This window comes from Streptomyces sp. NPDC051183, assembly GCF_040682455.1.
GTDB lineage: Bacteria > Actinomycetota > Actinomycetes > Streptomycetales > Streptomycetaceae > Streptomyces.
Map to the genome: position 1 here is coordinate 1 of NZ_JBFBBA010000104.1, position 4,183 is coordinate 4,183.

At 59.6% G+C, this 4,183-nt stretch carries 4 protein-coding genes and 1 pseudogene; 4 read left to right on the forward strand and 1 reads right to left on the reverse strand.

Annotated features, from left to right (window positions below; genetic code table 11):
* The first annotated feature begins 517 nt into the window (after positions 1 to 517).
* Together AB0M99_RS37480 and AB0M99_RS37485 are read left to right on the forward strand one after the other, a co-directional pair.
* Positions 518 to 1,042, forward strand: coding sequence for a hypothetical protein (locus tag AB0M99_RS37480; protein ID WP_365928698.1), 525 nt, complete (start codon positions 518 to 520; stop codon positions 1,040 to 1,042).
* A gap of 605 nt (positions 1,043 to 1,647) precedes the next feature.
* A pseudogene (locus AB0M99_RS37485) lies at positions 1,648 to 2,081 on the forward strand (IS30 family transposase); the annotation flags it as partial.
* On the opposite strand, the gene AB0M99_RS37490 reads toward AB0M99_RS37485, so the two are convergent.
* Positions 2,029 to 2,520: a DDE-type integrase/transposase/recombinase gene (locus tag AB0M99_RS37490; protein WP_365928700.1), complete on the reverse strand. Its 492-nt coding sequence runs from the start codon at positions 2,518 to 2,520 to the stop codon at positions 2,029 to 2,031. The pseudogene AB0M99_RS37485 and the gene AB0M99_RS37490 overlap by 53 nt on opposite strands.
* 466 nt (positions 2,521 to 2,986) lie before the next feature.
* On the opposite strand from AB0M99_RS37490, the gene AB0M99_RS37495 reads away from it, so the two are divergent.
* Positions 2,987 to 3,580, forward strand: a complete 594-nt coding sequence (locus tag AB0M99_RS37495; RefSeq protein ID WP_365928704.1) for a DNA/RNA non-specific endonuclease — start codon at positions 2,987 to 2,989, stop codon at positions 3,578 to 3,580.
* Entirely contained in the window at positions 3,528 to 4,079 is a 552-nt protein-coding gene (locus AB0M99_RS37500; protein WP_365928702.1) for an SMI1/KNR4 family protein, read from the forward strand. Before AB0M99_RS37495 ends, AB0M99_RS37500 begins: the two co-directional genes overlap by 53 nt.
* Positions 4,080 to 4,183 lie beyond the last annotated feature (104 nt).

Genomic DNA, 4,183 nt, shown 5'->3' on the forward strand with positions numbered 1-4,183 from the left:
AGCTTCGTTGCGTCCGGCGTGTCCAAACTGAAGGTCCGCCACACGGCTGTGACCTGCCGCTTCTCCTCACAGCCAAGACTATGAATCAGCCCTGAATGCGCAGATGGGCTATCTGTCTCCGACTGGACGTGTCGAAACCAGCACCCCTATGGTTGATCCTGAGACTGGAATCCTTCGGACGCTTGAATTTGTCGCAACCAAGGTCAAGGACAAACACATGGGAGTTGTTGAAGGGACCGGATATGACTACAAGGTCCTCGGCAAGGTGGCGGGCCACCTCCCCGACACCACATGGTCTGGTAAAACCTCGCCCTTCTGTTGGCATCAGCAGAACGGTCGCGTCAATAGCAACGTAGGCGGTGATTCCCGGAAGTACTTGACGGATTATAAGCCAACAGGGTTCTACTATGCTGGTGTCAAGAACCAGCCTGCAACGTACACAACGGAACGTGTCACTGGCAGTGTCGAGCGCGGCGAGTATGGGATTTGTGAAATAACGCGACCATGAGGGGATGGAATGAAATTGGAGCTCACTGAAGTTGTTGACAATATCGTCCGGGATCGTCTCATTGAATGTTCTGCGAATCCAGGACTGTGGCCGACCCCTCGACTTTATGATCCGGCAACGAGGGCGCAGGTGGAATCCCTTGAGGGGCAATGCGGGCAGGCGCTCGAGGAGACTTACAAAGACTTCCTGTATTTGACGGATGGCATGTCCGGCTTCTATATGACGATGCTGATCCTGGGTTGCAGGAATTGGGAGTCGATGGACGACACGGCTAACCTCGCGCTGCGGTTCAGGGATGAACTTGTAGAGGACATGCAGCACGAGGATGTGGGCCTCGCTGAGGGCGCCAATCTGTTTCCCCTATCCGTCAATCGGGATGCTTCCAGCGGAGTTTTCATGTTCACTCAGGAGGGAGTCTCGGAGCGATACTGGTGGCCGGGTGAAGGCAGCAGTCTGTTTTTTGAAACCTTTACCGAGCTACTGCACTATTCTCTCGACCCTACGTCCTGCTCACCTCGGCATTATCTTGCGTAACGGGAACCTTCATCTCCATCTCCTGATGCCGCCCGATGCAGGGCGCGACGAGGAGGTCGCATGGGACCTCCTGGAGGATAGCTGGGGTACACGTTTTCCATCTGACTTTGTCGCTTTCATGAGCACCTACGGGTCGGGCACGATCAGGGACTCCTTCAGCGTCCTTCGACCTGACGAATTGGGCCCTCTAGACGGCGGTAGTGGCATGGCTATGGAAACAGCCAATGCGCGTGCTGGATGGGTTCCCGCTTTGAGGGAAGGAGACCTGACGCGCGGAAAGACTCCGGTCATCGCCTGGGGTGTAAGTATCGCTGGCGACATCGCGTGCTGGCTGACCGTCGACGGCGATCCGGAAGATTGGCAGGTAGCGGTTTTCAGAGCGAGTGGCCTGTCGCCATGGACGACGTACGACTGCGGGATGGTGGAGTTCCTTCGACGAACCTTCACTGGCGAGTTGGAGCGTTGCCCGTTTGACGACACGGGGCTTTGGAACCATGCACCCCAGCGATTCATCCACTGGCGGGAGGAACAGCGCCTCCTGGATGAGGGTATCGACCCACGAGCGTCCGGACGGAACGCCGGTCACTGGGCCGAAGACGCCTCGGTGGAAGGGACGGAACAAGCCCCGCCGTCAGGACCGGCGGTGGGCGACGGCCTGGAGTCCGCAGCAGATCGCGGGCCGGCTCAGGACCGACTTCCCCGATGATGACTCCATGCGCATCTCGCACGAGGCGATCTACCAAGCCCTCTACATCCAGGGCCGCGGAGCCGACTCCGCGTCGACACCGGCCTCGAGATCTACTTCGCGGACCCGCACAGCCCGTGGCAACGCGGCACGAACGAGAACACGAACGGGTTGCTGCGGCAGTACTTTCCCAAAGGCACCGACCTGTCCCGGTGGCAGGCAGACGACCTCGAAGCCGTCGCACTCGCCCTCAACAGCCGCCCCCGCAAAACCCTCGGATGGAAGACACCCGCCGAAGCCCTCAACGAACACCTACTCTTGACTCAAGAAGCCGGTGTTGCGACGACCGACTGAGTCCGGGCTGCGATCCGGCGTCCGAGTGGTGGATCAACTCACCTGGCTGAACTGGGTGTTGGTCGCGGTCGCGCTGCCAGATCGCCATCTCCAGGGCGTCCAGCACGAACACCGTCTCCTTCACGGTGGCCGCGGACCAGCCGATGATCCGGCGGGAGAAGGTGTCCACGACGAAGGCGACGTAGACGACTCCGGCCCAGGTTTTCACGTGGGTGAAGTCCGCGACCCAGCAGCGGTTCGGGGCACCGGCGACGAAGTCCCGGTCGACAAGGTCGGGGGCCCGGTCGGCCTGTCCGCCGGGCAGTGTGGTGATCACGCGCCTGCCGCGGACCGCTCCGGCGATGCCGAGTTCGCGCATCAGGCGTTCGACGGTGCAGCGGGCCACGTCCTGGCCCTGCCGGTTCAGCTCTCTCCAGATCTTCCTCGCCCCATAGACCATCGGCCGAGGCGTAGGTTTCTTCGGCCAGACGATCGAGTTCCTCTTCAACCTTCCCGGCTACCAAAGCTCATCCACAGGTTCGGTTACCTCCAGCTGCAATCGCGGTGTATGCGGCGAAGGACCTCGTATTGGCAACTGCAGTGTCTGGCTGTGCGGCCCCGGTACACCATCCGTCAGCACGCGGCCAATCGAGAGGATCGGCGAGGCGGCAAGCGGGTCACGAGGTAGCGGCGGACGCTGCTACACAAGGTGCGGCCGCCCGCTCGAGCCGTCGTTCCCTCCCCCGCCGCCCCAGAACCCGAACGAGCCAGCCAGTGATCTTGAGGCAGGAATCCACTGGGACGGATCTCTGGGCATCTGGAATCCCCTTCGTGACGGCTGGAGCATGGTCCTTGGCGCTGTCGGCCTTTCGAACAATGGGCAATTTGCACCCGAGGATGAATATTCTCTTGAATTGCTGCGAGATATGTTCCCAGGCGTGGATATAGAGCCGGACCTTGGATTCGGGCACTCTGGCGCCAACCCTAATGCCCGCAGGACTCGAGATTCCTGCTCGCGTGACTTCCCGTCCGAAGATCCGTCGTTCTTCTATGCACCGATAACTCGATTCGGGCCAGGAGGGGAAGACTGTCGGGCGACGGGGGCGATCGCACACATTGACGAATTTGATCTGAGGGCATTCCGCCTCGACCCGAAATGGAAGCCCGCAGGGTTCTATCGGCTTCCAATCCCAAATAGAGCCGCACTGCACCTTATTGGGAATCAACTGGGTGGGGCGCGGGATACCGGGCGAAACTTCGTGGCCGGATACCAGAACCCGGCAAACTCCCCGCATATGCGGGATCTGGAAAGCGATGTGGCGAATGCGGTCAGGGAGCGGTCCGTAACGTATGACGTCCTGCCGGTCTACGGGGGGCCCGACAAGGCGATTCCGACCGAAATTCAAATGTACGCTGTGGGTACGGCAGGTTACCGGCTAAACTGCACAGTATACAATCGACCCTCAGGTGGATACTCGTGTTCAGAAAGGTCATCGGGTGGAACTCTCTCGATTCCGTGAAGTGATCGGCGCCCCTGAGGTTCAGGGCAGCCTGGCAGGCGACTGGGGCCAAGTCGAGCTTAATCTAGGATTTGAGCTTCCAATCGACTATAAGGAGTTCATCAGCTCCTATGGCTCCGGAGAATTGATGGGCGTCATGTTGCTATTTCATCCGCGGGGGATCGCGGGTGATGAGGGTCTGAGTCTGTCTGAACTTTGGCGTACTGCGTCTGATACCTATGAGGCTCTGGCACGAACCAACTCAGGCGCTCCTTCATTCCCAATTCATCCGACAGTAGGAGGGCTTATTCCGATTGGAAGGTCTATCTCCGGCAATCATCTGTTCCTTGTTCCGCCGCAAACTGCAGGGGGTGTCTGGAACGTGGCGATGGAAGCTGGTGAATTGGTATTCTTTGATATGGGCTTCACCGATTTCATCTGGGCAGGACTCCATGGAGAGGTTTATCCGCTCCTTGATGGAGAGCCCCATTTCGAGCGAATGGGTGCTCTTGGGGGATGAGGGTCTGCGTCAGGGCGATTGCAAAGTCGCGGTGATCTCGTGAGTGTGCAGGTCACGGCGGTGTGACGATGGTGGATGGCCGCGCGACCGGATGCAACGAAGCT

Bases quoted from the DNA above. Each gene is read 5' to 3' on its own strand.
- AB0M99_RS37480 (WP_365928698.1), top strand. From the start codon at position 518: ATGAAATTGGAGCTCACTGAAGTTGTTGACAATATCGTCCGGGATCGT.
- AB0M99_RS37490 (WP_365928700.1), bottom strand. From the start codon at position 2,520: ATGGTCTATGGGGCGAGGAAGATCTGGAGAGAGCTGAACCGGCAGGGC.
- AB0M99_RS37495 (WP_365928704.1), top strand. From the start codon at position 2,987: ATGTTCCCAGGCGTGGATATAGAGCCGGACCTTGGATTCGGGCACTCT.